Source organism: Hoeflea sp. YIM 152468, from assembly GCF_029210485.1.
GTDB lineage: Bacteria > Pseudomonadota > Alphaproteobacteria > Rhizobiales > Rhizobiaceae > Hoeflea.
This window is the reverse complement of record NZ_JARGET010000029.1, coordinates 137,211-163,901: the sequence shown is the minus strand read 5'-3', so window position 1 is coordinate 163,901 and position 26,691 is coordinate 137,211. Positions and strand designations below refer to the sequence as shown.

General features: G+C 61.9%; 27 protein-coding genes. 5 read left to right on the top strand and 22 right to left on the bottom strand.

Features of this window, described 5'->3' with window-relative positions; translation table 11 throughout:
- Positions 1–65: 65 nt before the first annotated feature.
- From PZ897_RS15885 to PZ897_RS15855, 7 genes are all read right to left on the bottom strand, one after another.
- The gene (locus PZ897_RS15885; RefSeq protein ID WP_275753490.1) at positions 66–554 is read right to left on the bottom strand and encodes a BA14K family protein; all 489 of its coding nucleotides are present in this window, start codon (positions 552–554) and stop codon (positions 66–68) included.
- A gap of 239 nt (positions 555–793) precedes the next feature.
- Positions 794–1,006 (bottom strand): cold-shock protein, encoded by a 213-nt coding sequence (locus tag PZ897_RS15880; RefSeq protein WP_275753489.1) that lies wholly within the window; start codon positions 1,004–1,006, stop codon positions 794–796.
- 366 nt (positions 1,007–1,372) lie between these two features.
- On the bottom strand, positions 1,373–1,615 hold the full coding sequence (locus PZ897_RS15875) for a DUF1344 domain-containing protein (protein ID WP_275753488.1): 243 nt from the start codon (positions 1,613–1,615) through the stop codon (positions 1,373–1,375).
- A 256-nt stretch (positions 1,616–1,871) separates the two neighbouring features.
- A complete protein-coding gene (locus PZ897_RS15870; RefSeq protein ID WP_275753487.1) occupies positions 1,872–2,114 on the bottom strand; it encodes a DUF1344 domain-containing protein in 243 nt (80 codons plus the stop codon).
- Positions 2,115–2,416: 302 nt separating this feature from the next.
- A complete protein-coding gene (locus PZ897_RS15865) occupies positions 2,417–3,301 on the bottom strand; it encodes a DMT family transporter (RefSeq protein WP_275753486.1) in 885 nt (294 codons plus the stop codon).
- A gap of 442 nt (positions 3,302–3,743) precedes the next feature.
- Complete coding sequence (locus PZ897_RS15860) at positions 3,744–4,235, bottom strand: DUF1499 domain-containing protein (protein ID WP_275753485.1); 492 nt, start codon at positions 4,233–4,235, stop codon at positions 3,744–3,746.
- A gap of 71 nt (positions 4,236–4,306) precedes the next feature.
- Positions 4,307–5,479, bottom strand: coding sequence for a PQQ-dependent sugar dehydrogenase (locus tag PZ897_RS15855; protein ID WP_275753484.1), 1,173 nt, complete (start codon positions 5,477–5,479; stop codon positions 4,307–4,309).
- Positions 5,480–5,609: 130 nt separating this feature from the next.
- On the opposite strand from PZ897_RS15855, the gene PZ897_RS15850 reads away from it, so the two are divergent.
- Positions 5,610–6,131 (top strand): hypothetical protein, encoded by a 522-nt coding sequence (locus PZ897_RS15850; RefSeq protein WP_275753483.1) that lies wholly within the window; start codon positions 5,610–5,612, stop codon positions 6,129–6,131.
- On the opposite strand, the gene PZ897_RS15845 is transcribed toward PZ897_RS15850, so the two are convergent.
- Both PZ897_RS15845 and PZ897_RS15840 read right to left on the bottom strand, forming a co-directional pair.
- Entirely contained in the window at positions 6,100–6,348 is a 249-nt protein-coding gene (locus PZ897_RS15845) for a hypothetical protein (protein WP_275753482.1), read from the bottom strand. The genes PZ897_RS15850 and PZ897_RS15845 overlap by 32 nt on opposite strands.
- 114 nt (positions 6,349–6,462) lie before the next feature.
- Positions 6,463–7,398 carry an EAL domain-containing protein gene (locus tag PZ897_RS15840; RefSeq protein WP_275753481.1) on the bottom strand — a complete coding sequence of 312 codons (936 nt, stop codon included), beginning with the start codon at positions 7,396–7,398 and terminating at the stop codon, positions 6,463–6,465.
- Between the two features lie 302 nt (positions 7,399–7,700).
- On the opposite strand from PZ897_RS15840, the gene PZ897_RS15835 reads away from it, so the two are divergent.
- Positions 7,701–8,903, top strand: coding sequence for a pyridoxal phosphate-dependent aminotransferase (locus PZ897_RS15835; RefSeq protein WP_275753479.1), 1,203 nt, complete (start codon positions 7,701–7,703; stop codon positions 8,901–8,903).
- A gap of 79 nt (positions 8,904–8,982) precedes the next feature.
- Here PZ897_RS15835 and PZ897_RS15830 read toward each other — a convergent pair whose 3' ends face one another.
- The 4 genes from PZ897_RS15830 to trxB form a co-directional block, all read right to left on the bottom strand.
- Positions 8,983–9,387, bottom strand: coding sequence for a DUF2177 family protein (locus tag PZ897_RS15830; RefSeq protein ID WP_275753478.1), 405 nt, complete (start codon positions 9,385–9,387; stop codon positions 8,983–8,985).
- 110 nt (positions 9,388–9,497) lie between these two features.
- On the bottom strand, positions 9,498–10,430 hold the full coding sequence (locus PZ897_RS15825; protein WP_275753477.1) for a diacylglycerol kinase family protein: 933 nt from the start codon (positions 10,428–10,430) through the stop codon (positions 9,498–9,500).
- An 887-nt stretch (positions 10,431–11,317) separates the two neighbouring features.
- A complete protein-coding gene (locus PZ897_RS15820; protein WP_275753665.1) occupies positions 11,318–12,214 on the bottom strand; it encodes a LysR family transcriptional regulator in 897 nt (298 codons plus the stop codon).
- A 55-nt stretch (positions 12,215–12,269) separates the two neighbouring features.
- Positions 12,270–13,244: a thioredoxin-disulfide reductase gene (trxB, locus tag PZ897_RS15815; protein WP_275753476.1), complete on the bottom strand. Its 975-nt coding sequence runs from the start codon at positions 13,242–13,244 to the stop codon at positions 12,270–12,272.
- A 286-nt stretch (positions 13,245–13,530) separates the two neighbouring features.
- On the opposite strand from trxB, the gene PZ897_RS15810 reads away from it, so the two are divergent.
- On the top strand, positions 13,531–14,001 hold the full coding sequence (locus PZ897_RS15810) for an Lrp/AsnC family transcriptional regulator (protein ID WP_275753475.1): 471 nt from the start codon (positions 13,531–13,533) through the stop codon (positions 13,999–14,001).
- A 13-nt stretch (positions 14,002–14,014) separates the two neighbouring features.
- Here the strand turns inward: PZ897_RS15810 and PZ897_RS15805 are convergent, their stop codons facing one another.
- From PZ897_RS15805 to PZ897_RS15780, 6 genes are all read right to left on the bottom strand, one after another.
- Positions 14,015–15,106 carry a glycosyltransferase family 4 protein gene (locus PZ897_RS15805; protein WP_275753474.1) on the bottom strand — a complete coding sequence of 364 codons (1,092 nt, stop codon included), beginning with the start codon at positions 15,104–15,106 and terminating at the stop codon, positions 14,015–14,017.
- Positions 15,107–15,262: 156 nt separating this feature from the next.
- Positions 15,263–16,084 carry a hypothetical protein gene (locus PZ897_RS15800; RefSeq protein WP_275753473.1) on the bottom strand — a complete coding sequence of 274 codons (822 nt, stop codon included), beginning with the start codon at positions 16,082–16,084 and terminating at the stop codon, positions 15,263–15,265.
- Complete coding sequence (locus PZ897_RS15795; protein WP_275753471.1) at positions 16,081–17,052, bottom strand: glycosyltransferase; 972 nt, start codon at positions 17,050–17,052, stop codon at positions 16,081–16,083. The genes PZ897_RS15800 and PZ897_RS15795 overlap by 4 nt, the downstream gene beginning before the upstream one ends.
- On the bottom strand, positions 17,049–18,110 hold the full coding sequence (locus PZ897_RS15790) for a glycosyltransferase family 4 protein (protein ID WP_275753470.1): 1,062 nt from the start codon (positions 18,108–18,110) through the stop codon (positions 17,049–17,051). Before PZ897_RS15790 ends, PZ897_RS15795 begins: the two co-directional genes overlap by 4 nt.
- Positions 18,111–18,179: 69 nt before the next feature.
- Positions 18,180–18,656, bottom strand: a complete 477-nt coding sequence (greA, locus tag PZ897_RS15785; RefSeq protein WP_275753468.1) for a transcription elongation factor GreA — start codon at positions 18,654–18,656, stop codon at positions 18,180–18,182.
- A gap of 302 nt (positions 18,657–18,958) precedes the next feature.
- A complete protein-coding gene (locus tag PZ897_RS15780) occupies positions 18,959–20,209 on the bottom strand; it encodes a DUF2235 domain-containing protein (RefSeq protein WP_275753467.1) in 1,251 nt (416 codons plus the stop codon).
- Positions 20,210–20,491: 282 nt separating this feature from the next.
- On the opposite strand from PZ897_RS15780, the gene PZ897_RS15775 reads away from it, so the two are divergent.
- Entirely contained in the window at positions 20,492–20,950 is a 459-nt protein-coding gene (locus PZ897_RS15775) for a DUF1772 domain-containing protein (RefSeq protein WP_275753466.1), read from the top strand.
- Positions 20,951–21,041: 91 nt separating this feature from the next.
- Positions 21,042–22,034 carry a M23 family metallopeptidase gene (locus tag PZ897_RS15770; protein ID WP_275753465.1) on the top strand — a complete coding sequence of 331 codons (993 nt, stop codon included), beginning with the start codon at positions 21,042–21,044 and terminating at the stop codon, positions 22,032–22,034.
- A 91-nt stretch (positions 22,035–22,125) separates the two neighbouring features.
- Here PZ897_RS15770 and PZ897_RS15765 read toward each other — a convergent pair whose 3' ends face one another.
- The 3 genes from PZ897_RS15765 to carB all read right to left on the bottom strand — a co-directional run bounded on the left by PZ897_RS15765 (position 22,126) and on the right by carB (position 26,572).
- Positions 22,126–22,572, bottom strand: coding sequence for an SRPBCC domain-containing protein (locus PZ897_RS15765; RefSeq protein WP_275753463.1), 447 nt, complete (start codon positions 22,570–22,572; stop codon positions 22,126–22,128).
- Positions 22,569–22,787, bottom strand: coding sequence for a DUF2283 domain-containing protein (locus tag PZ897_RS15760; RefSeq protein ID WP_275753664.1), 219 nt, complete (start codon positions 22,785–22,787; stop codon positions 22,569–22,571). Before PZ897_RS15760 ends, PZ897_RS15765 begins: the two co-directional genes overlap by 4 nt.
- A 293-nt stretch (positions 22,788–23,080) precedes the next feature.
- Complete coding sequence (gene carB, locus PZ897_RS15755; protein ID WP_275753461.1) at positions 23,081–26,572, bottom strand: carbamoyl-phosphate synthase large subunit; 3,492 nt, start codon at positions 26,570–26,572, stop codon at positions 23,081–23,083.
- Positions 26,573–26,691: the final 119 nt, after the last annotated feature.

Genomic DNA, 26,691 nt, shown 5'->3' with positions numbered 1-26,691 from the left:
AAACCGGCCTTCGCATCCGCAAGGCCGGTTTTTGGTTTGGACACCGGAATGGTGCAAGCTGAGCGTCAGTTGGCGACGCAGAAATGATCGCGCCCGTCATAGCCGCGGAAGGTTCCGGTCGAGGCATTGAAGGAGCGGTACTTGTTGGCGCAGAAGCGGTACCATGCCTGGCTCCAGGGCTCGTAGCTGCTGCCGCGGACCGCCCGGGGGGCCGAGGGCTGCTGGTAGATCACCCGCGGATTGTTGTTGCTGTTGGCGATGGCTCCGCCGATGATGGCGGCGGCGCCGAGCCCGAGGATACCCAAAGCGATGGCATCACCGTCACGGTTGCGTCCGTGATGCCGCTTGCCGCTATAATGGGGCTGTTTGTATGCGCCGCGCCGGCCATTTTTCCAATGACGCTGACGGTATTCGCCACCCCGGCCATTGTTCCATTGACGCTGCTCCTGCTGCCAGGCACCACTTTCCGCCTGTGCCGTGGTTGCCGCCAAAGGTGTATAAGCCGTGGCCATTGCAAGCAATGCGATGCTGAGTTTCTTGGCGATTGTGTTCATCGGGATGTCCTTTCCGGTTGACGTCTCTGGCGACCGGTCTTTCCGGCTTGCACACACCCTATCGGTCACAAGCTGAACGGTGGCTGAACGAAAACCTTGTGCTCCTGATCGAATGATAGCCAATACCTTAAATCCGGCAAAACTCTGGCCCCAAGATTCTGGCCGCAAGATTCTGGCCAAGGTCAGGGCCAAAAAAAACCCGGCGAATGCAGCGCCGGGCTTCTCGTCAATGTGGCGCTTCAGGCGAAGCGCAGATTGACTGCTTTCGGCCCCTTGCCGCGGCGATCGGGCTCGGTGTCGAAGGCAACCTTCTGGTTTTCTTCAAGGCTGTTCATTCCCGAGGCCTGGACTGCGGAGATGTGAACAAAGATGTCCGCACCACCATTGTCCGGCTTGATGAAGCCAAAGCCCTTGTCGACGTTGAAAAATTTTACGGTACCAGTTTCGCCCATGCTGTCAGGTCCTTTGATTGCCTTCCGGGCACCGCTCGGGTTATCCGGCCGGCGAGCGTCATGTCATATCCCGCATTCGCGCGAGGGTTATGGCAGGCAGTTTTTGAAGTGTCTGGAAAGGTCCTGATTTTAACGACTTCGCTGCATCACGCGGGTGCGCGTGAGGGCTTTTAATCAAGTCGTCCGAAGTTTTTTGTGCGGCTTCGGCTCGCATGTTTCTGGTCTTCCCGTGTTCGCAAATTGCCCGAACCTACTAAAGATGAGTGGTTTGTTTGAAATTGGCAAGCAAAAGTTTGAGTCTGTTTGCCGATGTTGCTGCTGTTGCCTGGCCGGATCGTTTTGCGCGATCCGGCCAAGCTTTTGCGATTATTCGACGATCGCGATCTCGTTGGCCTGAGTTGTGCCGTCGTCGAACATGATCATCACGGTCTTGCCGGCTTCAATGCCTTCGAGCTCCAGGCCTTCGGCAAGAGTGTAGACTTCACCGGATTCCAGTTCGATCGTGGCGGCAGCCGGATCCAGAGTCTTGACGACGCCTTCGATTTCGCCGGCAAAGGCGGTCGAGAGCAGGGCAGCAGAAGCAAAAGCGAATGCAACGATCTTTTTCATGTGTTTTTCCATAGGTTGTGACCCCTGTCCGCAACCGGCCGGCAGGTTTGCCGGACTGGTGTCGGTGGCGGCGGGACGGCGTTCATATGCGCCAGCTCAAGGACCCGCACAAGCGGGGTAAAGATATATTTTTCAAGGCGCAAAGCGGCACAATTTCGCCATGATCCGAAAAGATCAATCTGCCTTTTGACTGCTGTTGCGCCAGGGTTTTGGAAAGCCTGGCCAAGGCAGATCGCGCCCGGCCAGGCTGAGGGGTTTACTCCACCACAGCGACAGATGTGGCGTCGGTGGTGCCGTCATTGTAGGTGATGACAACCTTGCCACCTGGCTGCACACCATCGAGCTCGAGGCCGTCGGCCAGGCTGAAGGCCTCGCCGCTTTCCAGCACGATCATGTTGGTGGCCGGGTCATAATTCTGAACCACGCCCTCGACCTCGCCTGCGTAGGCCGCACCGGCCATACCCAAAACCGAAACCGTGGTGATAAAGAGCTTGTTCATGGTCGTCTCCCTTTTGTAGACAAACGCATCCAGGGTGGTGCGTGCAGATCCAGACTAGGGGCGTCCGGCACCGGTCTGCAAATCACTTGGGGTAAATAAATCTAACAAAATCAAAGACATAATATTGCCTTATTGTGAGCCATCACGGGCGTGAAGACGCTGTCGCGCAGACCGGAAGACGGCAAATCACTGATTGGGCAACGGGTCGGGCTTGCCCCGGTTCCGCCCGATTTGTGGCAGACCGGCGGCTTGCCCGCAGGCTCAACGATCACGAACCTCGGGCGGGCTCCGGTCGCGGCGCCTCAGGCCACAGGTCTGGGCCTGAGTACCGGGCCGATTTCGGCCAGCAAAATGGCCAGAAAGATCAAACCCCCACCCGCATAACCGAGCATCGGGATCCGTTCACCGAGGATGAGTGCGCCGAACAGGGCTGCGAACAGCGATTCCGTTGACAGGAAAATCGCCGCCTGCGGGGCGGTCGTGTACCGCTGGCCGATGACCTGGAGCGTGAAAGCAAGCCCGGTCGCAAAAACGCCGGCGTAAAGGATTTCCGGAAGAGCGGCGACAATCGCTGCGCCATCGACGGTTTCACTGGCCAGCCCGACGCCAAGACCGAGAACGGAGGCGACGGCAAACTGCACAAAAGACAGCGTCAGGGGGCGCCCGCTCGGCCCGACAAAGCGTCCGACGAGAATAACCTGGATCGCCCACATCACCGCGCAGGCAATGGTCAGGAGATCACCAGCATTGAGATCGCCGAGACTGCCGCCCGCCAGCATCCAGATGCCGGTGAAGGTCAGCGCCACCGCCGGCCAGATCACCGGATGCGGCGGCTGCCGCAGCACAAGCAGCGTGATGAAGGGAACAAACACCACGTAGAGCCCGGTCAGAAACCCCGAATTGGTGACCGTGGTGATGGTGAGCCCGACCTGCTGCAATCCCATGCCCAGAAACAGCACCGCACCGATCGCGACAAAGCCGCCAAGATGGGCGGAAGACACCGGCGAAGCCGTCTTCTGCGACTCCCGCCAGGCAAACGGCGCCAGCAGGATCGCGGCGACGAGAAAGCGCAGCCCGATGAAGAGAAACGGACCGATCTTGTCCATGGCCGTGGATTGGGCGACAAACCCTGCGCCCCAGGTGGCGCCGGCGAGCAGAAGCAGAAGATTGGCGAGATAACGCGGCATGGATCCGGCCCGGGCAGGAGAGATGGGGACGCACGGCGAAGGTGTGCCGTGCCTGTGGTGTTTCGCAGGAGCGCTCTGCAAATGCAGCAGTTCAAAGCGGTGAAATTGTCATTCTGGCGCGGTTTGAATGCGTGGCGGTCTAGCAGGAGCGTTCATGCCGGGCAAGCCAAAAGCCGGACCTCCAGGCGGCAGATATGGCTGGAGACCTGCAGCGCCGCGCATCCCACTCGTTGCCCAAAGGACGCGGTAGCGGCTTGACCCACTGCATGCGTTTATTCGTCCAAATGAATCCCTTTGCACGCCGCCTGCATGAGGACCCGCACCGGTGCGAGAGCCGGGGTTGAAGCCAGGTCCACAGGATGATCTGGCTGGCCGCTGACGGCATGCCGAAACCGGCACGCGATCTTGCCGGAGCCGCTATCGGTGCAATGCGATGCGGGCGCTATCGCGCGCCAAACAGGGTCTCGAGCCGAGCGCGGTTCTTGCCGAAGTCCTTTTCTCCCAGCTGCGCCCGGCTGTAGGCCATGACACCGGTCCGCCCGTCTGGCATGGCTCGGGCTTCCAGATGGATCATGTCGGGGAACCGCAGCCGGGGCGAATAGGTGACAAAGCGTGCCTTGGTCGGGTCAGCCGCGTCATCGAGCCGGCGCGTCAGCGGATAGGTTGTCAGCAACAGGCCGGACAGGCGCTCGATCGCAGCGGCCGGCGTTTCATCGACCGGCTGGATTTCAAAATCCGGTTCGGCACACAGCCCGGGGCTGCAGGCAAGGGCGTCATTGGCGGTCGTACTGCGCGCATTGGTGCTGAAATCCCGCGGTCCGGTATCGGGCGATCCGGCGATCAGTTCCCAACTGCGCTCGCGCCCGATCAGCAAAAAGGCGAGGGCCGCCACGAGAAGAAGGGAGATCGCGCCCAGAAAGATGGTTTTCAGCATGGATGTTCTCGTCTTTTGCAACCGACGATGATCCATGCGGCGCATGGATCCGGTTTTTGGGGGTCACTAAATCAGTCGATTGACGGTGGCGTGCGCGACAGACGCAGGATCGCGCCTTCATCTTCGTCGGTCACCATCAGCACGGCGCCGTCGGGGGCGACACGGACATCGCGAATGCGTCCATAGCTTCCCTTGAGCATGCGTTCTTCGGACAGCACTTCGCCGGTATCGTCGTCAAGGTCAAGCCGCACCAGCATTTGAAACCGGAGAGCGCCGACCAGCAGGTCGCCGTCCCACTCGGGGAACATGTCGCCGCGATACACGGCCATCCCGCCCGGTGCAATCGAGGGATCCCAATAGTGGACAGGTTGTTCGAAACCTTCGGCTGCGGTGCCGATGCCGATCTCGGCGCCGGAATAGTGACGCCCGTAGGAGATCCTGGGCCAGCCATAATTGCGGCCGGCTTCGGGTCGGTTGACCTCGTCACCGCCACGCGCGCCGTGCTCAACACTATAAAGAATGCCGGTTTGCGGATCGATATCGATGCCTTGCGGGTTGCGGTGCCCCTTCGACCAAAGCTCAGGCGCGCCGCCGCCGTCGGCATAGGGGTTGTCCGGGGGAACCGCACCTGTGGGCTCGATCCTGAGCACGGCGCCGGCATGATCGTCCATATCCTGGGCTCGTTCGCCTTCGCCCCGGTCGCCGATGGTGAAGTACAAGCGGCCGTCCGGCGCCACGGCGATGCGTGAGCCGAAATGGTGGCTGGCAGGGGTGAAGCGGTTCATGCGGAAGATCTCTTCCACGCCGGTCAGCGCGGTGCCGTCATCGGACAGGCGGGCGCGGGCGACCGCGGTGCCCAAGCCGTTGTTGTCATGGGCACTGTAGCTTAGGAAAATTGACCTGCTGGTGGCGAAATCATTGGCCAGCGCGATGTCGAGCAACCCGCCCTGGCCTTCGGCTGCGATGTCCGGCAGCCCGGAGATCGGGCCGGAAAGCTTGCCATCGCGCAGCAGACGCAGCGCGCCGCTGCGCTCGGTGACCAGCAGCGCCCCATCCGGCAGCGGTTCCACGCCCCAGGGATGGTCAAGGCCGGTGGCCAGCACCTCGACATCAATGCTCACCTTCTTGGTGGGGACGGTATCGCGCGCCAGAGCGCCGGCTGCGTTTGCGAGCACAAGAAGCGAGCCGAGCCCAAGGATGGACAGGGTGCGCAGATGCGTGATCGGAAATCGGGGTTGCGGCATGGGTCACCTCTTGTGCTGTCTTCGCTGGAGCTGCGTGCTGTCAATATGGGGATCAGAAGCCGCGGGAAAAGACCCGCCTCCCGTAACCTTGCCGGTGACGGTCGCGAAAATCCCGCTACACTTGAGGCCGATGGACAGCGTTGATTCGCATTTGCAGCAGATCGGACCCGAGTCCGAGGTGACCCGCGGCCGCGTGGTCTGGCAGGCGAGCCCGCTTGCCTTGTTCTTGCCGGGGCTGGTGGTGGCGGCAGGCTATGGCCTGTTGTGGCTGGTGCTCTATGTCAATGGCAGGGATGGCGGCGCTCTGGCGCGTGTCTGCCTGCTGGTCCTGGTGGTGATCGTGCCGTTTCTGTTCGCCCATGCCGGTTTGCGGCTGTCAACAACACGGCTGACGCTGCGTGGCGCACATCTGGAAGCGCATCCCGGGTTTCCGGCGCGTGATCCGGTGATCGTGGTCTATCCGGCGGTCACCCGGCTCTCTTTACGCCGCGGCCTTTCGGGCTGGATCACCGGTGCCGGATCGCTGAGAATCGAACGAACCGATGGAGCTCCGGTGGTCGTGTCCGGATTGGCTGATCCCCAGGCGGTGCTTGCCGAGCTGTCAGCCCGAAGGGAGGGGCTCAGCGCGACGGCTGTTGCGGGCCGAGCTTGATGGTGCCGGAAGGTTTGCTTGCGGGGTGTGAGTCCTGAACGCCGTGGACCGGGGCCATGGGCCGCTGAGCCATGACGCCGGGCTCGGCGCGGGACTGGATAACCAGCACCGAGATCAAGATCAGGCATCCCATCAGCGCCATCAGTGCAATGCGCACGATCGCGGCGTTCTCCCGGCGAGCGGGTTTTGCGGGAAAGAAATCGTCGTCCTGAAACATGGTCTTGTTCCTGTGGTGTGCTGATGTGGGACACCTTACGCTCGCGAACGCGTCGCCAATCCGGCCGGATTGTGGCGGGCGGGGTTTTTTGTCGTGTCAAGATTGTGTTTCGGGTTAACGGGTGCGTTTGCCGAAGGTTACGGCGCGGCGCGGCGGATGCGCGCGCGGGATCCTGTCGGCCTGCTGCGGCGTTGGATCACCCAGCTCCGCGGATGTGCGAAGGCTGCGGGTGAGTTCGCCCGGCTGCGCCATTTCGGGATCGGGAAAGCGGTCATCGAAGGTGACCGGCACGATGGCCGGCCGGGCCAGGGCGTATCCCTGCATCAACTGGACACCGATAGCCTGGCAGAAATCAATCTGGTGGTCTTCCTCGAGCCCTTCGAACAACACGGTGATGCCGCGTTCGATGAACTGGTCCACCATCAGCTTGAGCAGACCCTGGCCAGCGGAGGTTTCGGTGAAGCGGCTCACCCATGCCGCGTCGAACTTCAAGACGTCGGGTTTGAGTTCATTGACGCGCCTGGTATCGGAATCGTCAGCGCCGTAATCGTCGACCGCGATCTTGAACAGCCGTGAGCGCAGACCGCTGACGAGTTGGTGCAGCACCTCTTCATTGCCGCTGCCCTGTTCGGTGATTTCGCAGACGATGCGGCCGGGTCTCAGGCCGGCCCGAACGGTGGCATCGACCATTCGATCGACTTCCGCGTCGATGTTGGCGACCTGGTCAAACAGGCCGGGATTGAAATTGATGAACAGCCGCGCCTTGCGGCGTCCGAGCTTGCCCATATTGAGAATGTGCAATTCGCGGCACAAGGTGTCGACGGCAATGGCATCGGCCTTCTCGACCGACGAGAAGAACTGGTAGGGGGGAACCGGCTTGCCGTCCTGCTGGGCACGGATCAGCGCCTCGAAGGCTTCGATTGTCAGGTGACCGTGTTCGTTCTGGCTGAAGATTGGCTGAAACGCGGATTGCAACACATACGGCCCGTAGGAGGTGGTGTAAAAACCCCGGTCGTCTTGCAGGAAATGCGATTCGCGACGCCCTGGCATCTCGCACAGGTCTCCGTTGGCGTGCAGCTTGGACCCGCGAGCATGGGCCGAAATGCTTTCGGCAAGGTTAATCCGGCGCCAGACTGCCGCCTCCGGCTTGCATCGGGCGCCTTGTTGCGACATAGAAGCACCGGGCGCGGGGGCCGCGCCTGCAGTGGTGCGATCCTGACAGATTCTGACTATCTGCCAGGGCAGACCGCCCCACCGGATCAATAGCGTGTGGGCTGACTTTTCAAAACAAATGGCTACCATCTGTTTCGGTCAAACCACAGGCATCACGTCTTAGCACCGGAGCGCATTTCATGGCCTTTCTCGCCAACGCCCTTTCCCGGGTCAAACCGTCCGCCACCATTGCCGTCAGCCAGAAAGCACGGGAACTCAAGGCCAAGGGCCGCGATATCATCGGGCTTGGCGCCGGTGAGCCGGACTTTGACACGCCCGACAACATCAAGGCTGCAGCCATCGATGCGATCAATCGCGGCGAGACCAAATACACCCCTGTTTCAGGCATTCCCGAGCTGCGCAAGGCGATTGCCGCGAAGTTCAAGCGCGAGAACAATCTCGACTATGACTGGCAGCAGACCATCGTCGGCACCGGGGGCAAGCAGATCCTGTTCAATGCCTTCATGGCGACACTGAACCCGGGCGACGAAGTCGTCATCCCGGCGCCCTACTGGGTCAGCTATCCCGAGATGGTGGCGATCTGCGGCGGCACCTCGGTGTTTGTTCCGACCAAGATCGACAACGGCTTCAAGCTCGCCGCCGCCGATCTGGAAGCCGCGATCACGCCAAAGACCAAGTGGCTGATGTTCAATTCGCCGTCCAACCCCTCGGGCGCGGCCTATACCGAAGCGGAACTGAAGGCGCTGACGGACGTGCTGATGCGCCATCCGCATGTCTGGATCCTGTCCGACGACATGTACGAGCACCTGACCTATGGCGACTTTGTCTTCACCACGCCTGCCCAGATCGAGCCGGCATTGAAAGACCGGACACTGACCATGAACGGCGTCTCGAAAGCCTATGCCATGACCGGCTGGCGCATCGGCTATGCGGCCGGCCCGCTGGAGCTGATCAAGGCGATGGACATGATCCAGGGCCAGCAGACTTCCGGCGCCTGCTCGATCGCGCAATGGGCTGCGGTCGAAGCGCTCAACGGCACCCAGGACTTCATTCCGAAAAACCAGGAAATCTTCCGCGGCCGCCGCGATCTGGTGGTGTCGATGCTCAACCAGGCCAAGGGAATCAAGTGTCCGGTGCCTGAAGGCGCCTTCTACGTCTATCCGTCCTGCGCCGACCTGATCGGCAAGACGGCGCCATCGGGCAAGGTGATCGAGACCGACGAGGATTTCGTCACCGAACTGCTCGAAACCGAAGGCGTTGCCGTGGTGCACGGGTCGGCCTTCGGCCAGGGCCCGAATTTCCGCATTTCCTATGCCACGTCAGAGGCTTTGCTGGAAGAAGCCTGCAACCGGATCCAGCGCTTCTGCGCAGCCCTGCGCTGACGAGCCGGACTAGCAGATGCCGCGGCGAATTCCGCCGGGGTCAAAGACTTGCGGCCGCCTCAAAGGGCGGCCGTTTGCGTCAGGTCCAGCGCAGCAGCCAGTAGCCGGCAGCCGACACGGCTGCGGTCAGCGCGGTTCCCCAGGCCATATCGATGAGGCTCATCGTCAGCGGCCAGTTCTTCAGTGTCGCCAGATTGGTGATGTCGTAGGTGCCGTAAGCGGCAAATCCGAGGATCGCGCCAAGCAGCACCGCTTCCATGAGCGAGCCCGAGCGCGCCGCGGCGGCCGAAGCCAGGATGACCACGGCGGCCGAATAGACCACGTAGAACAGGGCGGCAATCGGCAAGCGCGGCGTGTCGAGCATCAGCGCGCCGAGCTGACGGCTGTAGAACCCTCTGGCGACCAGACCGAGCCAGATCGCATCGACAACAAGAATGAAGACTGCCGAGCCGGCCCAGGCCTTGAGAAAACCGGCCGGGATCATGGCTTGGCTCCCGCTTCAGAAGCTGTGGCCAGTGCCGGCCTATCGGGGTGCAGGGCTTGTCGGGTCATGGTTGGCCTTTCGCAATGGCTGGGAAATCGGCGCAAGGCCGGTTAGGGCAGGGGTTCAGGTTCGGTGAGGCCGGCATAGGTCTTGGGAACCAGCGCCCGCAGAGCGCCGGGGTGACAGATACATTCGACCTCTCGCTCCAGCGGAATCATCTCGCCATCAATCGCAGCCCTGGTGCCGGCACGGGAGCTCGAGAATTTCAGCACGACCTTGCGGGCCGCCTCAACGCTCATGTCGGGGTCTTCCTTGAGCTTGCCGATTGCGGCCCGCAGGGTCATGCGCAGCACCGTGCCGGAGCCGAGCGCGCGGGAGCGGTAGACCCCGAGCACGCCCTCGTCGAGCAGCGGCGCATACGCCAGCGGGGTGTCGCCGAACAGATTGTTGGAGATTGCGACAGCGGAAACAATCTGCCGCCGGCGTCCGCTTCCGGTGTCGATGTCGATGCCGAAGCGGGGCGGCCGCATGATCACCTGAGCCAGCGATTTGACGGTCGAGGTGATCTTGCGCAGACGGGTCGAGGTGTCGAGGTGTTCGCGCTGCTGCACCAGGCGGGCGTGCAGGCCGACCGAGTACTGGTGGACATAGGGCCGGCCATTGGCGGTGGCGATATCCAGCGGACGCTCCTGGGCCGTGGCGAGCGCATCCAGTGCCTCGGCCGGATCAAGCGGCAGGCCGAGGCTTCGGGCAAACAGGTTCATGGTACCAAGCGGCAGCACGCCAAGGACCTTGCCGCTTTTGAAGCAGATGCCTGCGGCTGCCGAAATGGTGCCGTCGCCACCGCCGGCGACAATGATATCGGTGCGGTCGTCAGCGCCGGCCTGTTCGAGCGTTTGGATAAGGTCGGAACCGGAGACCAGTTTCACCGTGCAGTCGCCGTCAGGTCGCGCCAGCCGGGCTGCGGCCATGTCGCCGAATTCCCTTGCATCCATCCCGCGTATCGTGCCGCCGTCCTGATTGAGGATCAAGGTGATGCGCATGGAAACTCCTGGCGGCGTGGAAGTGAAGGCAGCGAACATCAAACGGTGGTGGGACGGTAAGGTTCCATCGCACGCCTGTTGCATCGGATACGCAAGGGCAGGGTCTGTGGATCACCTTCGGGCGGCTGTGCCGGTTTTGCCGGCGGGTTGCCCAAACGGACGCCAAAAAAAATGGGCCGCGAGATTGCTCTCGGGCCCAAAGGTATGAAGGTCAAAAACCTCCAGAGGGGAACAGCTCATGCGGCGGCACTGGGAGGAGTAGGCCGCCAAAGGTGCATCAGCTAGAGGTGATATGATGCTTCCTTGAGCAATGTGCAAGGGTTTGGGGCACATGACAGCCATGCGACAGCCGCATGGCCATTGAAGCGGCAATTGCACAGGATTCCGGCAAAAAAAATGGGCCACGAGATTGCTCTCGGGCCCAAAGGTATGAAGGTCAAAAAACCTCCAGAGGGGAACAGCTCATGCGGCGGCGCTGGGAGGAGTAGGCCGCCAAAAGTGCATCAGCTACAGGGGATATGATGCTTTGTTGGGCAGTGTTCAAGGCACTGATGCGCATGTCTGCCATGCGACAGCCGCATGCTCTGCAGCCAGGCAGTCGAGCCCGGATTCCGGGCAAAAAAAAGGGGCCGCGAGATCGCTCTCGGGCCCGATAGGTATGGAGGTTAAAACCTCCAGAGGGGAACAGCTCATGCGGCGGCACTGGGAGGCCTAGGCCGCCAAAGGTGCATCAGCTGTAATCGATATGATGCTTTATTGAGCAATGAGCAAGCCAGCCTTTCGCATGCCTGCCATGCGAAGGCCGCATGACTGCATGCAAATACATCTTTTCGCGCTTTGGTTGTTTTCAGGCGCGCGCCGGCGTTTCGCTTGCTCAGCAGGTTGCGTCAATAACTCCAGTTGCGCGCCTTGGAGACGAGAAAATCCCGGAACGCCTTGAGTTTGGCTGCGTTTTTCATTTCTTCGGCGTAACAGAAATAGGTGTCGAAGGTGGGAATGTCGGCCGCCAAATTGAGCTGTACCAGCGCCAGATCGCGATTGATCATGTAACCGGGCAACAGCGATATGCCTGCGCCGTTGAGGGTGGCGCGGCGGATTGCCGGCAGATTGTTGATCTGCAATTGCACATGGCGCCGGTTTTCCGGCGTCCGTCCGGCGGTTTCGAGCCAGTTCACGTCGGTCAGATAGGCCGGAGCCGGCTCGCCGAAGGTGATGATGCGGTGGTTGTCGAGATCCGCGATGGATTTGGGCTCGCCATGGCGCGCAACATAGGCGGGCGAGGCATAGACATGCATGTGCACGGTGAACAAGCGCCGCTGAATCAGATCAGGCTGTTGCGGCTGGCGCAGACGGATGGCGCAATCTGCCTGACGCATATTGACGTCGAGCTCTTCATTGTCGAGCAGCAACTGCACTTGAACGTCGGGATAGAGCTCCTGGAATTCCTGCACCTTCTCGGTCAACCAGCCCTGTCCGAATCCGACGGTGGTGGTGACACGCAATTTGCCCGACGGCCGCTCGCGGGTCTCGGTCAGCTGGTTTCTGACAGATTCCAGCTTCATCAGCACTTCATGCGCGGTCTGGTAGAGGATCTCGCCCTGCTCCGAAAGGATCAGGCCGCGGGCATGGCGGTGAAACAGCTTGGCGCCGATGTCCATCTCCAGCGCGGCGACCTGGCGGCTGATCGCAGATTGTGACAGATGCAGCTTTTCCGCCGCGTGGGTGAAGGAGCCAGCCTCCGCCGCGGCATGAAAAATGCGCAATTTATCCCAGTCGAGTGACACCAATGCCCTTTCCCCCTGGCCCGTTGTTCGGGCCGATTTTTTGGCGCTTGTGCGCCTATTCGGCTGCTTCGGCGTGCCTGACATGTCCTGCCAGATAGCGTTCTGCCTCCAATGCGGCCATGCAGCCCATGCCCGCTGCCGTCACTGCCTGGCGGTAGATGTCGTCGGTCACATCACCAGCGGCAAAGACACCAGGTACATCTGTGGCAGTGGAATCGGGTGCTGTCCACAGATAGCCATTCGGCTTGTGCTTGAGCTTGTCCTTGAAAAGGCTGACCGCCGGCGCATGGCCGATGGCAACGAAGACGCCGTCAATCGGCATATCTGATGTCTCTCCGGTCTTGCGATTTCTCAGCTTGACCCCGGTGACCGAAGCCGGCATCGGCGGTTGCGCCGGGGTTCCCAGATACTCCAGCACTTCAGTGTCCCAGATGACATTGATGTTGGGCTTGTCGAACAGCCGCTGCTGCAGGATCTTTTCTGCGCGGAATTCGTCGCGGCGATGGACCACCGTCACCTGGGCGGCGAGGTTGGACAGATACAGCGCCTCCTCGACCGCGGAGTTGCCGCCGCCGACAACGACGACGTTCTTGCCGCGGTAGAAAAAGCCGTCACAGGTGGCGCATGCCGAGACGCCGAACCCCATGAATTCCTTCTCGGTCGGGATGCCCAGCCATTTGGCTTGCGCGCCGGTGGCAATCACCAGCGCGTCGCAGGTCCAGACGGCGCCTGAATCGGTGGTCACGGTAAAGGGGCGCTGGGTCAGCTCCACGGAGGTGACGAGGTCGCTGACGATCTCGGCGCCGACATTCTCGGCCTGTTTGAGCATCTGCTCCATCATCCACGGGCCTTGCACCGGTTCGGCATATCCGGGATAGTTTTCCACATCTGTCGTGATCATCAATTGACCGCCTTGCTCCATACCGGCAATGAGCACCGGATTGAGCAGCGCACGGGCGGCATAGATCGCCGCAGAGTAGCCGGCTGGGCCGGAGCCGATGATGAGAACGGGAACATGGCGAGTGGACATAGGTCGATCCTGAAGCAAGTTGTGCGAGGTGCCAGTGTGGGCCATCCCCGGTGGGGCATCAATGGCGAATGTCGGTTTCTGACCGCCGGCGTCATGATGCAGCGCGAATTTCTCCCTATTTAGGTGCGAGCCAGTACGGGTTTCAAGCGTCCGGCTCACTTACACACAGAACATCGCACCGGAAACGCGGCGCAAGGCTTTACAGACACTGCGCTGTGACGCAATAAAGTTTCGCAAATCCGCCCTTCCGGTGCGGACATTGATAGCAAACACAGGAAAAAATTCCATGGCGATCAAAGCCGAACTTGATGCAATTGATCTCAAGATCCTGCGTGAATTGCAGAGCGACGGCCGGATGACCAATGTGGAACTCTCAGAGCGGGTTGGCATCTCGGCGCCGCCGTGCCTGCGCCGGGTGCGCAAGCTCGAGCAGGCGGGGATCATTCGCGGGTACCGGGCGCTGTTGAAAGCGCCAAGTCTCGGCTTCGATCTGGTGGCGTTCTGCATGATCGGCCTCAAGCATCAGTCGGACGCCAAGCTCAAGGCCTTCGCCGCCACGACCAATCAATGGCCGATCGTCCGGGAAACCTGGATGGTGTCGGGGGAAAGCGATTTCCTGCTGCACTGCGTCGCCCGCAATCTCACCCATTTCCAGGATTTCGTCATCGAGGAACTGACCGCCACCGACAATGTCGACACGGTTCGCACCCTGCTGACCATCCGTCAGGTCAAGGATGAGGGGCTGGTGGCGCTCTGAGCGGCGGAGGATTTCACCTGGCTTGAAAGCTCAGGCGCTGGAAAAAGTCGATGAAATTCCGTCCGATCGCCTCGGGCGAGAATTCGGACTTGATCCGGGCCGCTGCGGCCTCGCCGATCTGGCGGCGGAGGCCGGCGTTCTGGTTCAATCGCCGCAATGTATGGATCCAGTCCTGGCGCGCCGCCGGCAGCACGGCCCCGGAGACGCCGTGTTCGATCATCTCTGCCGAACCGCCAATATTCATGCACAGGGCGGGCACGCCTTGCTGCATCGCTTCGCCGTGGGCCAGGCCAAAGGATTCACCTGGTGAGCGCGTCGGCGTCACGTAGGCGTCGAAGATCGACATGATCCGCCGGGCATCGGGGACAGGTCCGAGACACCGCACCTGATCGCCGCCCGCCGCCCTGATCCTTGCGCCGCCGGATTGATCAAAGCCTGCTCCGGCCAGGGCCAGAACCGCCTTGGGGCCGACTTCGCCAATCAGCCCGGCAACGAAACCGAGATTCTTGATCTCGCGGTTGTTGCAGACGCTGCCGACAACAAAATCATCCGGGCCGAAACCATAGGATGCCCGCAGCCGGTCGCGGTCAGCCGGATCGAGTGGCGGCAAGATGGCGATGGAATGATGAATGAACTCAAGCCGCTCCGGACCGATGAGGCGACCGATGGCCGGCGCCGCTGCCCAGTTGTTCACCAGCGCCCTTGAAGGTGCCAGAATACGGGTGAAGCGGCTGTTGAAATGCAACAGGTGGTCAAGCGGGCTCAGGACGTTGAGACTGCCGATATTGCCGACCTCAAGCACCATCGGAACCGGCAGCGACCGAAACGCCATATAGGCAGCCAGAGCGACACGGCGTTTCGGGCCTATCTGAATCACATCGGGCTGAAAATCCGCGTATCGGGCACGCAACGCGTCAATGGTGGCGCGCTTGGGAAGGTATTTTCGCAGCTTCGACTGATTTTTCTGCTCCCCGCCAACGATCTGATCGAAGCCAATCTGCTCAAACCGGACGCCCTGCGTCGCTGCGGCGTCGAACGCGTCCTGGTAAACGCTCCGGGTCGTTTCATTCAGGGTCATGATCTTCATTTCACGGCTTCCGTTCATCTGCTGCCCCGCCGCGCCCACCCGGCGCGGGAGTTCAGGCCTTGCTCAACCCGGCATTTCCGATGCGGTTTGCCATCCATGAGGTTATGCCCACGTCACTTTCGATTTCAAGCCTTTGCCTTGCCGGCCCTGCGCGGAGGGCGTCAGGCCGGGCCATCAGATGTAGTCGATCTCGATATCGGGTTTGTCTGGATTGTTGGGGGTGTCGAGATCAGGTCCGTGGATCGAATGTGGGAAACCGTGGGGATTGTGCCCGGCAAAATCGAGGTCCGGGGCGATGTCCTGGCGGGAGAAGGACAGCTCGAGAACGCCCGGTATGCCGCGCGCATCATATTTCGACGTGTTGTTGACATGGATATGATCGAGGACATGGGTGGTGCCGAGGTCGCGGACAAAATCGAGCAGGGCAGGCAAACGGGTGTGCAGGTCGTGAAACTCGATGGCGATGCCGGCAAACCGGTCGGCATGGGCAAGGATCTCATGACTGATCTCGTACTCGCCGCCCTCGATGTCGCATTTCAAGAAGACGGAATTGCCGGTGTCAGCGAGGGCCTCGAGCGCCGAGCCGAGGGTGGAGCAGGCGGCACCGTCGGTTGCACCGATCCTTTTTTCGAAATGCCGCACAGCGGCAGTGTCGATGAAAAACGGCCGGTAATCGCGGTAGGCGCGGATGCGCGCCTGGCGCTTGGGCGTGTTGAGGAAATATTTGAGCACCGAGCGGAGATATTCCCGCCGGAGCTCTGTTTCGTTGATGGTGTGATCGTAGCAATCGATGCTGGTGACGGTCGAGGCGGCGAGCATCCGGCGCTCGAAGTCCCAATTGTAGCCGAGACCGAAAGACAGCATGCTGTGACAGCGCGAAATGAGATCGCTGGCGAACACGTAGCCGCCGTCGAAATGGCTGCCGACACGCACGAGATTGTTGCGTCCTGCCGGACGCAGCGCTGCGGGCAGGCGGACGATTTTCTTCTGCATCATGGTGTCGCTCCCGTGACGGGGCCGAAATGGGCGGCCAATGCGGCGGCAAGCCGCGATGGGAAGGTCTGCTGGTGAAGCAGGGCGCTGTCGCGGGCCCTGTCGCCGATGGCGGCCAAATCCGCGCCGGAGGTGGCGAGCAGGGCCTCGATCGTGGATTCCAGGGCGGTGCGGTCGACGTGGAAATTGGTTCCCAGATGGCGCGGTTCGGTCCGCGACCAGGCGACCAGCCGGCCTGTCTGGGGTGTGACGAGCTCGTTCATCGGCGGCGCGTCGGTGGTGACCACCAGGGCGCCGCAGGACATCGCTTCGAGAATGTAGTGGCCCCAGCCTTCCGAGCGGGAGGGGCAAAGATGGATGCCGCATTGGTTTTGCAAGCGGCGCAGATCCGCCTCGGCCAGATAGCCGGACACAAGCGTGACATTGTCGGGCACCCGCGTCGGGGCATTCGCGGCCTTTTGAACCAGCACCAGCTCGGGCCAGTGCGGATTCTTGTGCCACAGCGCCAGAATCTCTTCCGTGCCCTTGAGGGTTGAGCCGCCGGCCAGATGAAAGAACCGATGCCAATTCTTCAAGACACCGGGGAGGTGGCGGTCGGGGGTGGCAAATCCGGTAAAGGCGGTGGGGACGCCAAGCCTGGAGAAAATCGCTTCGGCGTGACGGCTCTTGGCCAGCACCAGGTCAATGCGCTTGAGCCGCGCGAGATGACGCTCGGGAAAGCGTTCCTGGTTCGGAATCAGCAGGTTTGCCGTGCCGGCGGGGAACCAGGCGGGAAAGGCGCGCTCGAGATGGAAGACGATGTCAACGCGCCGGGTGCGGGACAGAAATGGTACGAACCGTGCAAGCAATCCGCGTTTTGGCGTCACCGTCTCGACCTCAAAGCCCTGGCTTTCGAGGGCCGCCATCAGGAGGCCGCTGTCCTGGCTCAACCCATAGGCATTGTCGCGCGCCACGATGATTGCTGTCTTCATCGCTGCGCCCACAGTTCCTCGTACACCTCACTCAACGCCCTGGCCTCGCCGGCGAGACCGAAGCGGCTGCGGGCGCGTTCAAGCCCTGCGCGGCCGTGCGCCTCGGCGCGTCCGGGATCAGCGAGATAGGTTTCGATCGCCTGCGTCAGCGCGTCGCCGTCGCCGGCGGGCACGACCTGGCCGGTGACATCGTCTTCGACCAGATCGCGATAGGCGCCAGCATCGCTTGCAACCACTGCGGTTTGCGATGCCATGGCCTCGAGCGGAGTGAGCCCGAAGCCCTCGTTTCGCGACGGGGCGACGCACAGCGTGACCCGCCTCAGCCATGGCTTGACGTCGGCCACTTCGCCCATGAAGACGATGCGGCTGGAAAGGCCGGAGGCCTCGATCCTGGCCTTCAAGGCGTCGGTGAAGCCCTGGTTGTGTGCGGTTGTGCGGCCGAAGATGGCGGCGGTCCACTCGGGATAGCGCGGCAGCAGCGAAATCAGCGCGTCGACGAGGAGATCGGTGCCCTTCTGCGCGCGGATGCGCCCGAAGCAACCAAGGCCATACCGCCCCGGAAGCCCCGATGTCGACCAGTCGCGCTCAGCGTCGGAGGGCGGGTGGAAGCGGTCGAGATCGACGCCATGCGGGATGATCACATGCGGCAGTTGCAAGAACGCGGCCGAACGGCTCGATGTGGTGACGATCCGGTCCATGCGCCGCATCAGCCAGCGGGTGTAGCCGGTGTGGTGACGCTGGGCGGCGGAGGTGAAGACAAGCCGCAACGGGGCCCGAAAGACATGGCGCAGCACGAGGCCAGCCAGCATCTCGGTGTTGCGTCTTGCATGCCAGATTCTGAAACGGCGCCGGCGCGGACGCACGAGCAGGCCCGGAAGCTGAAACCACGAGATGCGGGGCAGGTCATCGGGAAGGCCCGGCCCCAGCACGGCAATGCCGACGCCTTGCCGTCGCTGTTCGGGCACAAGCTGGATCACGGTCGAGGTGACCCCGGACAAGCGGCGCTTCAGATTGGGTGCGACAACTTCGACGTCCCCCATATCGATCCTAGCGGACATCGCGGGCTGCACGGGTTCGCGCCAACGGCAAGGACTTGAGGCGAGAGGCCAGGCTGGTGCACATGGCGGTCAGCCCCAATTCACCGCCAGAATTTCGTAAGCCTTGGAGCCGCCCGGCGCGACAACTTCGACGCTGTCGCCGACCGATTTGCCGATCAGGGCGCGCGAAATCGGCGACGAGATCGAAATCCGGCCCGCCTTCACGTCAGCTTCCTGGTCGCCGACGATCTGATAGGTTCTTTCCTCATCGGTGTCCTCATCGACCAGCTTGACGGTGGCGCCAAACTTGACGGTGTCGCCCGACAGCTTCGACACATCGATGATCTCGGCCCGGCCGACAAAATCCTCGAGCTCGCCGATGCGGCCCTCATTGTGGCTCTGGGCTTCCTTGGCGGCATGATATTCGGCATTTTCGGACAGGTCGCCATGGGCGCGCGCTTCGGAAATTGCCTCGATGATCCGCGGCCGTTCGGATTGCTGGCGCCAGCGCAGTTCTTCCCGCAGCTTGGTGTAGCCTCCTTGCGTCATCGGAACCTTTTCAACCATCTGTCTTATCCTTGTCATGTCGTTCTGCCGCCAGGTCAAATGGCGGCAGCGCGCAAAAATGAAACGGCCCCCGAAGCAGATACTTCGTAGCCGTTCCTGTGTTTCCGGTTTCAGGCTTATCAAATACGGTAAAAAAATTCACCTGAAAAAACAGGCGGTCTTTTTGCCGGACTCAGAGCCAAAGCAGCTTAAGGCCTGTGCCCGTGTGCTTCAAGGGCGGGATATCGGACTTGCGCGAGAGCTTTTCAAGGCATGCGGGCGGGCGCGAGCGACAATAGGTCTCCGTTTTGCCATGCCCGCGTTCAGCCTCCGGATCCGCTGTGGCGGGTCTTCACCACCTCGAAGGATTGCGGCAGGTTGGGCGGGGTGTAATCGGGGCGATGGCGAAGCCGTGCCATCACCGCTTCATGCAGCTTTGCGCCCTCGGGGATCTTGCGGCGGTCAAACACCGGAAAATAGAATCTTCCGATCTGCAACTGGCGGTAAAAAGAGGTTCTGGGGATCTTGCGCGGCAGAAACTCGACAATGGCCCAGGCCGCATTCATCGAAGGGTTGATGTCGGCCAGCGGATCGGGCGCGCCATAGCGCTTGCTGATCCTGGCGGCCTGATCATCGGCGGTTTCAGGCTCGGTCCGGGCGTCTGTCTTGCCGGCGGCATCGAGCGGCGTTCCGTGCGCCAGCAGGTCGAACACCGCCTCCTTGCCAACAACACCGGCGGCCACGGCTTCGCGGTAAAGCCATTCCAGCGGGATCTTGGCAAGTCCGCTCCTGGCGTCGGGATGACCGCCACCGACGTCGCCATGGCAGCCTGCGAACCAGACCTCCTCGAAATCCTGAGGCCGTTTTTCATAGGATCTGGTCTTGCGCGACCACGCTTCATACTCCTGCCCCGGCTCCCACAGGGCGGGCTGGAAATAGGTGCGTTGCTCGTCGATCGCCAAAGCCTGGCGGACGATCTTCACCCGGTCATTGCGGTTGGTGTAGGCCTTCTGGGTGGTGGTCAGCCATGGGAACCCGGCGGTGGCATCAAACACCGAAGCCACCGTGTCCCACAGGCCGAGAAACTCGATGCGAATCCCGGAGCCTCTGAGCACCTTCTGGAAATGGCCTATTTCCGCGTCAAAGCCCGCAGAGCCCGGTTCACCCAGCCGCGCATAGGCACGCCAAGCATAGCGCACCAATTGCAACTGCTCGGGCCGCACCAGCCCGAAAATGCGGATGAAGCCGGCCAGCAGGCGGGCCGTATAGGCGCCGCGGGAAAAGCCGAAAACATAGATCCGGTCGCCATACTCGAAGGTCTCGACCAGAAATTCATAGGCCTGCATCACATTGTCAGAAATGCCCGCGCCGGTGGCCAGCCCCAGGATGATGCGGGTTTTCGATTTGGCCCGCTGCCACCAGCCGCTCAGGCCAAAGGTGCCGACGCCGGGCTGGTAGAACACCAGCTGCCTGTTCGAGCGCTCGAGGCTGCCATACAGTCTGAGCACATTGGTGCGGTCGCCGGAGATCTGGTTCGACGTGCCATCGAGCAGAATGACGATGTTTCTGGCCACGGACAGGCCCTCCACGCGGCAGAGAATACGGCATAATCGGGAAGGCGGCAATCAGGCGGGGAGAAGCGAGCGCAGCTTAAGGCCTGTGCCCGCGTGGTTCAAAGGGCGGGATATCGGATTTGCGCAAGAGCTTTTGCCGCGCCGGCATTTTCCGCGGCACGCCAGTCATGGTCATCGATGGCGCGGGGTGAGGATGCCGCGACACCGCCGCCACAGAATCGTCACAGGATTTGGCGGAACTTTTCGCCGGTGGTCGCGTTCGCGCGGTAGGAGGTTTGCAAAATGAATGTCCGACTTGTCCAGTTCGTTGCCCTGATCATGGCAGTCCTGGCGCTGGTTCCGTCCGCAGCCCACCTGTTTGAACTGCCCGGCAAGACGGACCTTACGGTGACAGATTATTATGTCGTGCAGAGCATCTACAGTGGCTGGGCCCTGTTCGGGGCGGTGTGGATTGCTGCTCTGATCGCCAGCGCGGTGCTAGCAGTTCTGGTTCGGCGCCAGCGATGGCCACTGCGGCTGGCGACGATGTCCTCACTGTGCTTCGTACTGATGTTCGCGATCTTCTTCATCTGGACCTCTCCGGCCAATCAGGCCACCGCCAACTGGACCAGCATTCCGGCCAACTGGGAGGTGCTCAGGGCGCAGTGGGAGTATTCGCACGCCGTCAATTCGGTGATCGTCTTTGCTGCGGTGTGCTGTGTTTATTTGTCTGCCGTTACGTGGCGTCCGTCGGGTGGCTGATCGATGCCTTGGCGGGTTGCGTTGGCGCTGGCAGTCAGTGTCGCCCATGGTCAAGTCTGGCTTTCACCTCAGTTCAATCCGGGAGATATCGATGTATCGCGCTTTCTTCACGGCCGGCATTTTCCTGCTGGCATTCATCGGGACAAGCTATGGCCAGGTCAACATGATCGAGCAAGGGAGGGCGCGTACAGAAGCCTTTTTCGCGGGGCAGCTTGAGTCCGTATGGCGGGATATGACTCCTGAGCTGCAGGGCCAATTGGGCAGCAAGACGGCTTTGTCGGATTTCCGCCAGCAGTTGAAAACCGATCTGGGCAAGGAACGCCGGGTGCGCGACGAGACCGTTCAACCCGGCAATGACGGCATGATTTCCTATATCCGCACCGCAGACTGGTCGGAGGTGTCCGGTGCGGTGCGGATGACCTGGACTTTCGATCCGTCCGGGCAGATCGCGGGTTTCCGTGTTCGGCCAGCGGCGGTGGCGGCGGACAGCCGCTTTCTCGACTATGCCACCAAGGCGGAGATGCAGCTTCCCTTCACCGGCCGCTGGTATGTGTACTGGGGCGGGCGAACGCTCGAGCAGAATTATCACGCCGTAAACCCGGCCCAACGTTTCGCCTATGACTTTCTCATCATGCGCGACGGATCGAGCTTTGCCGGCGATGACCCGACACGGATCGAAAGCTATTACTGTTGGGGCGAACCGATCCTGGCTCCCGCCGATGCAACGGTGGTGGCGGCAGTGTCCGATAGGGACGACAACCTCATTGGCCGGACCGATGCGGCCAAGCCCCTCGGCAACCATGTCGTTCTCGATGTTGGAAATTCCGAATTCATCTTCCTCGCTCACATGCAAAAAGACAGCCTCGAGGTAGCGCCTGGGGATTCGGTGACTGCCGGTGACAGGCTCGGCCGGTGCGGCAACAGCGGCAACAGCTCGGAGCCGCATGTGCACCTGCATATGCAGACGACCGCCAAGCTTGGACAAGGTGAGGGGCTGCCCGTGCAGTTCCAGAATTTCGAAGCCGATGGCAGTTTTTTCGAACGTGGCGAGCCAGTCAAAGGCCAGCAAGTCTCTCCGCAGTGAAACATCGAGCCGGGGCTGGATTTGCGACAGGTGATTGAGCAGTGGATAGAAGTGTTGGGCCATCGCACCCATGAAGCCGCTTGCGGGCAGGCTAATTGCCACCTTCACCCTGCTGGAGGACCCGCTGCAGCCGGTCGAAATTCTGCTCGTTGGCGGCGTGCAGAAACTTTTCCATCGCCTCGGTGTCTTCCGTGCGGTCAAACAGCATCCGCCACGACAGGCGCGCATGCGCTCCCTCATCGGCAAAGCTCATCTCGAGCGTGAAGCGATGAACCGGTTCGTGATGCGTCATCCGCACCGTCCGGCCTTCGACAACCTCGTCAAACGTCCAGCGGTTGTGAAAGTCGGTGCCGTTGTCGGCGGTCATGGAGATCCGCCACTGTCCGCCGGGCTTCAGATCAAAAGCCGTGATGGTGTTGCTGAAGCCCTCCGGCCCCCACCATTGCGCCAGTTTGTGCGGGTCGGCATAAGCGTCGTACAGCGTTGCCCGGTCAACGGGGAACAGGCGGTCGTTGCAGATTTCGATTTTATCGGTCATGTCCGTTCACTCAGCTTGCGTCTAATCTCCGGCGCCACGTGCTTGCTTGCTTCGAGACTTTCCATTCCGACGATTTTGCCTCTCTCGTCTAAGCCAAGAACGAGCCCTTCGGAGGCTTCTTCGTTCTCCGGTTCGCCGGGAAACCGGATATAGGCTGCGCCGGCAGCCGGATCAAATTTTCGGTGGGCGTCATTGAGGCCATCTTGCCCGGCGATCGCGAATCACCGGGACAAGTCGGATGTCGACAGCATTCTCCACACAGATCACGCGCGCTACGCGGCCTTGTCGCTGCGGTGCTTGTGCTGTGGATACGCCATTACCGCCGTCATGCCGGACTTGATCCGGCATCCAGCGGGCGAGCGTCCGCGAGCCGGACGATACTGACTGCGGTCGGTGCGTGTTTTGGGCGTCTCCCACCGCGCGGACGCGCGGTGGCTGGATCCCGGCGCGATGGCCGGGATGACGGAAGCTGAGATCACAAGCCGCCTCAAGAGAAGGTGCCGACCCCTCACGCCGCCGGAAAGTAACTCTGCAGCGGCTGCACTTCGAGGTTGCCGGCCTTGAGTGCGGCAATCGCCTGGGCGGCCGAGAGGCTGCCGGCCATGGTGGTGAAATAGGGCACCTTCTGCATCAGCGCGGCGCGGCGCAGCGATTTCGAATCCGAGATGGTCTTGGCGCCTTCGGTGGTGTTGATCACCAGCTGCACCTGACGGTTGCGGATCGCGTCCTCGATGTGCGGCCGGCCCTCGAGCACCTTGTTGACGTGCTCGACCTCGAAACCCTGCCCGCGCAGGAACTCGGCGGTGCCCGAGGTGGCCATCACCTTGAAGCCGTTGTCGACCAGAATGCGGATTGCCTCGAGCACGCGCGGCTTGTCCTCGTCGCGGACCGAGACAAACACCCGGCCCGAGCGCGGCAGGTCGACGCCGGCGCCAAGCTGGGCCTTGGCAAAGGCCAGCGCATAATCCCGGTCGAGCCCCATGACCTCGCCGGTCGAGCGCATTTCCGGTCCCAGCAGCGTGTCGACACCGGGGAATTTGGCAAACGGGAACACCGCTTCCTTGACCGCGATATGGGTCAGTGTGCGATGGTTGGGCACCTCGCCATAGACGGCGAAGGCGTCGGCCAGCTTCTCGCCGGCCATCACCCGTGTTGCCACCTTGGCAATCGGCGAGCCGACGGTCTTGGCCACGAACGGCACCGTGCGGGACGCGCGCGGATTGACCTCGAGCACGTAGATCACGTCATCCTTGATGGCGAACTGAACGTTCATCAGGCCGCCGACATTGAGCGCCCTGGCCAGGGCGACGGTCTGGACTTCCAGCCGGTCGACCATCTCGGACGAGAGCGTGTGAACCGGCAGCGAGCAGGCGGAATCGCCCGAGTGAATGCCGGCTTCCTCGATGTGCTCCATGATGCCGGTGACATTGACGTCGGTGCCGTCGCAGATGCAGTCGACATCGACTTCGATGGCGTTGGTCAGATAGGTGTCAAACAGCAGCGGGTTGGTGCCGAGCAGGGTGTTGATCTGGCCGGTCTTGTCGTTGGGGTAGCGCGCCTTGATGTCCTCGGGCACCAGTTCGGGCACGGTGCCGAGCAGATAGTTCGACAGGCCCACCTCGTCGCGGATGATCTGCATGGCGCGGCCGCCAAGCACGTAGGATGGCCGCACCACCAGCGGGAAGCCGATGTCGGTGGCCACCAGACGGGCCTGTTCGACCGAATAGGCGATGCCGTTGTTGGGCTGGATCAGGTCGAGCTTGTGCAACAGCTTCTGGAAGCGGTCGCGGTCTTCGGCCAGATCGATCATGTCGGGCGCGGTACCCAGGATCGGAATGCCGGCCTTTTCCAGAGCTTCGGCGAGCTTGAGCGGGGTCTGGCCGCCCAACTGGACGATGACGCCCTTGAGCGTGCCGGCCTCCTGCTCCTTGGTCAGGATTTCGAGCACGTCCTCATCGGTCAGCGGTTCGAAATAGAGCCGGTCGGAGGTGTCGTAATCGGTGGAAACGGTTTCCGGGTTGCAATTGACCATGATCGCCTCGTAGCCGGCGTCCTTGAGCGCGAAGGCGGCATGGCAGCAGCAATAGTCGAACTCGATGCCCTGGCCGATGCGGTTGGGGCCGCCGCCGAGGATCACCACCTTTTCCCGGTCCGACACGCGGGCCTCGCAGGCGAGGCTGCCGGCGAACGGAACTTCGTAGGTTGAATACATATAGGCCGTCGGAGACGCGAATTCGGCGGCACAGGTGTCGATGCGCTTGTAGACCGGGCGCACGCCCAGGGCTCTGCGCTGCTTTGCCACTTCGTGGCCGCGCTTGCCGGTGAGCGAGCCCAGCCGCGCATCGGAGAAGCCCATGGACTTGACCAGCCGCAGGTTCTCCGCATCGGTGGGAATGCCGTGCTCGCGGATGCGGGCTTCCATGGCCAGAATGTCCTCGATCTGGGCCAGGAACCAGGGATCGATCTTGCAGATCGCATGCACCTCTGCCGCGCTCATGCCAAGCCGCAAGGCCTGCGCCACCATGCGCAACCGGTCCGGCGTCGGCGTGCCGATGGCGGCCTTGATGGCGTTGTCGTCGTCGCCCTGGCCAAGGCCGGGAATTTCGATCTCGTCGAGTCCGGTCAGACCGGTTTCCAGCCCGCGCAAGGCCTTTTGCAGGCTTTCGGCGAATGTCCGGCCAATGGCCATGATTTCGCCGACCGATTTCATCGCCGTGGTCAGCAGCGGCTCGGCGCCGGGAAACTTCTCGAAGGCAAAGCGCGGAATCTTGGTGACGACATAATCGATCGACGGCTCGAACGAGGCCGGTGTGGCGCCACGGGTGATGTCGTTTTCAAGTTCATCCAGCGTGTAGCCGACGGCGAGCTTGGCGGCGACCTTGGCGATCGGGAAGCCGGTGGCTTTCGAGGCCAGCGCGGACGAGCGGGACACCCGCGGATTCATCTCGATGACGACGAGGCGGCCATCGGCCGGGTTGACGGCGAACTGCACGTTGGAGCCGCCGGTCTCGACGCCGATCTCGCGCAGCACCGCGATCGAGGCGTTGCGCATGATCTGGTATTCCTTGTCGGTCAAGGTCAGCGCCGGGGCCACGGTGATGGAATCACCGGTGTGCACGCCCATCGGATCGATGTTCTCGATCGAGCAGATGATGATGCAATTGTCGGCGGTGTCACGCACCACCTCCATCTCGTATTCCTTCCAGCCCAGCACCGATTCCTCGATCAGCACTTCGGTGGTCGGCGAGGCATCAAGCCCGCTTTCGATGATGTCGAAGAATTCCGAGCGGTTGTAGGCAATGCCGCCGCCGGTGCCGCCCATGGTAAACGAGGGACGGATGATGGCGGGCAGGCCGATCAGGTCGAGCGCCTGGGCGGCCTGGGACATGGCGTGGCTCATATAGCGCTGCTTGCGGTCGGACTCGCCCAGATTCCAGGTGTTTTCCAGCGCGTCGAGCGCGGAATCGAGGGCGTCGCCCGAGAGCTTGTCGCGCAACACCTTGCGCTCGGCCTCGTGCAGCTTGCGGTCGGTGTCCTTGATCTCGGTGGCGTTGGCCAGAAACGAACGCGGCGTCTCAAGCCCGATGCGGGCCATCGCCTCGCGGAACAGCGCCCGGTCCTCGGCCATGTCGATGGCGGCGGGCTTGGCGCCGATCATCTCGACATTGTAGCGCTCGAGCACGCCCATGCGCTTGAGGGAAAGGGCCGTGTTGAGCGCGGTCTGGCCACCCATGGTCGGCAGCAGCGCGTCGGGACGTTCGCGGGCAATGATCTTGGCGACGACTTCCGGCGTGATCGGCTCGATATAGGTGGCATCAGCCAGGCCCGGATCGGTCATGATGGTCGCCGGGTTGGAGTTGACCAGGATGACCCGGTAGCCCTCTTCCTTCAGCGCCTTGACCGCTTGCGTGCCGGAATAGTCGAACTCGCAGGCCTGACCAATGACAATGGGACCGGCGCCAATGATGAGGATCGACTTGATATCATTACGTTTTGGCATGGTCCGGGTCCGATTCTAACACGCTCCGCGCAAAAACTCCCCCGTCGGCAATCTCGTTGAGGAGATTCGGGTCGGAAGAGGCCGCGCGCAAAATCTAAGGCTAGACGCGGCTTATAGGG

Excerpts from the sequence above, each read along its gene's own strand:
- PZ897_RS15885 (WP_275753490.1), bottom strand. The coding sequence starts at position 554 with ATGAACACAATCGCCAAGAAACTCAGCATCGCATTGCTTGCAATGGCC.
- PZ897_RS15880 (WP_275753489.1), bottom strand. The coding sequence starts at position 1,006 with ATGGGCGAAACTGGTACCGTAAAATTTTTCAACGTCGACAAGGGCTTT.
- PZ897_RS15875 (WP_275753488.1), bottom strand. The coding sequence starts at position 1,615 with ATGAAAAAGATCGTTGCATTCGCTTTTGCTTCTGCTGCCCTGCTCTCG.
- PZ897_RS15870 (WP_275753487.1), bottom strand. The coding sequence starts at position 2,114 with ATGAACAAGCTCTTTATCACCACGGTTTCGGTTTTGGGTATGGCCGGT.
- PZ897_RS15865 (WP_275753486.1), bottom strand. The coding sequence starts at position 3,301 with ATGCCGCGTTATCTCGCCAATCTTCTGCTTCTGCTCGCCGGCGCCACC.
- PZ897_RS15860 (WP_275753485.1), bottom strand. The coding sequence starts at position 4,235 with ATGCTGAAAACCATCTTTCTGGGCGCGATCTCCCTTCTTCTCGTGGCG.
- PZ897_RS15855 (WP_275753484.1), bottom strand. The coding sequence starts at position 5,479 with ATGCCGCAACCCCGATTTCCGATCACGCATCTGCGCACCCTGTCCATC.
- PZ897_RS15850 (WP_275753483.1), top strand. The coding sequence starts at position 5,610 with ATGGACAGCGTTGATTCGCATTTGCAGCAGATCGGACCCGAGTCCGAG.
- PZ897_RS15845 (WP_275753482.1), bottom strand. The coding sequence starts at position 6,348 with ATGTTTCAGGACGACGATTTCTTTCCCGCAAAACCCGCTCGCCGGGAG.
- PZ897_RS15840 (WP_275753481.1), bottom strand. The coding sequence starts at position 7,398 with ATGCCAGGGCGTCGCGAATCGCATTTCCTGCAAGACGACCGGGGTTTT.
- PZ897_RS15835 (WP_275753479.1), top strand. The coding sequence starts at position 7,701 with ATGGCCTTTCTCGCCAACGCCCTTTCCCGGGTCAAACCGTCCGCCACC.
- PZ897_RS15830 (WP_275753478.1), bottom strand. The coding sequence starts at position 9,387 with ATGATCCCGGCCGGTTTTCTCAAGGCCTGGGCCGGCTCGGCAGTCTTC.
- PZ897_RS15825 (WP_275753477.1), bottom strand. The coding sequence starts at position 10,430 with ATGCGCATCACCTTGATCCTCAATCAGGACGGCGGCACGATACGCGGG.
- trxB (WP_275753476.1), bottom strand. The coding sequence starts at position 13,244 with ATGTCCACTCGCCATGTTCCCGTTCTCATCATCGGCTCCGGCCCAGCC.
- PZ897_RS15810 (WP_275753475.1), top strand. The coding sequence starts at position 13,531 with ATGGCGATCAAAGCCGAACTTGATGCAATTGATCTCAAGATCCTGCGT.
- PZ897_RS15805 (WP_275753474.1), bottom strand. The coding sequence starts at position 15,106 with ATGAACGGAAGCCGTGAAATGAAGATCATGACCCTGAATGAAACGACC.
- PZ897_RS15800 (WP_275753473.1), bottom strand. The coding sequence starts at position 16,084 with ATGATGCAGAAGAAAATCGTCCGCCTGCCCGCAGCGCTGCGTCCGGCA.
- PZ897_RS15795 (WP_275753471.1), bottom strand. The coding sequence starts at position 17,052 with ATGAAGACAGCAATCATCGTGGCGCGCGACAATGCCTATGGGTTGAGC.
- PZ897_RS15790 (WP_275753470.1), bottom strand. The coding sequence starts at position 18,110 with ATGTCCGCTAGGATCGATATGGGGGACGTCGAAGTTGTCGCACCCAAT.
- greA (WP_275753468.1), bottom strand. The coding sequence starts at position 18,656 with ATGGTTGAAAAGGTTCCGATGACGCAAGGAGGCTACACCAAGCTGCGG.
- PZ897_RS15775 (WP_275753466.1), top strand. The coding sequence starts at position 20,492 with ATGAATGTCCGACTTGTCCAGTTCGTTGCCCTGATCATGGCAGTCCTG.
- PZ897_RS15770 (WP_275753465.1), top strand. The coding sequence starts at position 21,042 with ATGTATCGCGCTTTCTTCACGGCCGGCATTTTCCTGCTGGCATTCATC.
- PZ897_RS15765 (WP_275753463.1), bottom strand. The coding sequence starts at position 22,572 with ATGACCGATAAAATCGAAATCTGCAACGACCGCCTGTTCCCCGTTGAC.
- carB (WP_275753461.1), bottom strand. The coding sequence starts at position 26,572 with ATGCCAAAACGTAATGATATCAAGTCGATCCTCATCATTGGCGCCGGT.